Origin of the sequence: Streptomyces sp. SID12501 (genome assembly GCF_010550245.1) — a bacterium.
In the GTDB taxonomy this organism is placed as follows: Bacteria; Actinomycetota; Actinomycetes; order Streptomycetales; family Streptomycetaceae; genus Streptomyces.
In genome coordinates this window covers 1-476 of sequence record NZ_JAAGLU010000513.1, presented here as the reverse complement: position 1 = coordinate 476, position 476 = coordinate 1, and the positions used below count along the sequence as shown (strand labels likewise).

General features: G+C 71.2%; 1 protein-coding gene. It reads left to right on the top strand.

Annotated elements, in window-relative coordinates; all coding sequences use genetic code 11:
* Positions 1-476 (top strand): translation initiation factor IF-2 N-terminal domain-containing protein (locus G3I71_RS47035; protein WP_203733139.1); only part of this gene is annotated, 476 nt, incomplete at both ends.

Below are 476 nucleotides of genomic sequence, written 5' to 3'. Positions count from 1 at the left end.
CCGGTCGCGGCTCGACGCAGGGCGCGTTCGGTCGCGCCGGCGGTCGCCCCGTCCGCGGGCGGAAGTCGAAGCGCGCGAAGCGCCAGGAGTTCGAGGCCATGCAGGCCCCGTCGCTCGGTGGCGTCAGCGTCCCGCGCGGCAACGGCAAGACCGTCATCCGCCTGCGTCACGGCTCGTCGCTCAACGACTTCGCCGACAAGATCGACGCGAACCCCGCCGCGCTCGTCACGGTGCTGTTCCACCTCGGTGAGATGGCGACCGCGACGCAGTCGCTCGACGAGGACACGTTCGGCACGCTCGCGGCCGAGCTCGGCTACGTCATCGAGATGGTGTCGGCCGAGGAGGAGGACCGCGAGCTGCTCGGGTCCTTCGACATCGACCTCGACGCCGAGCTCGAGGCCGAGGGCGACGAGGACCTCGCACCGCGGCCCCCCGTGGTCACGGTCATGGGTCACGTCGACCACGGAAAGACCAAG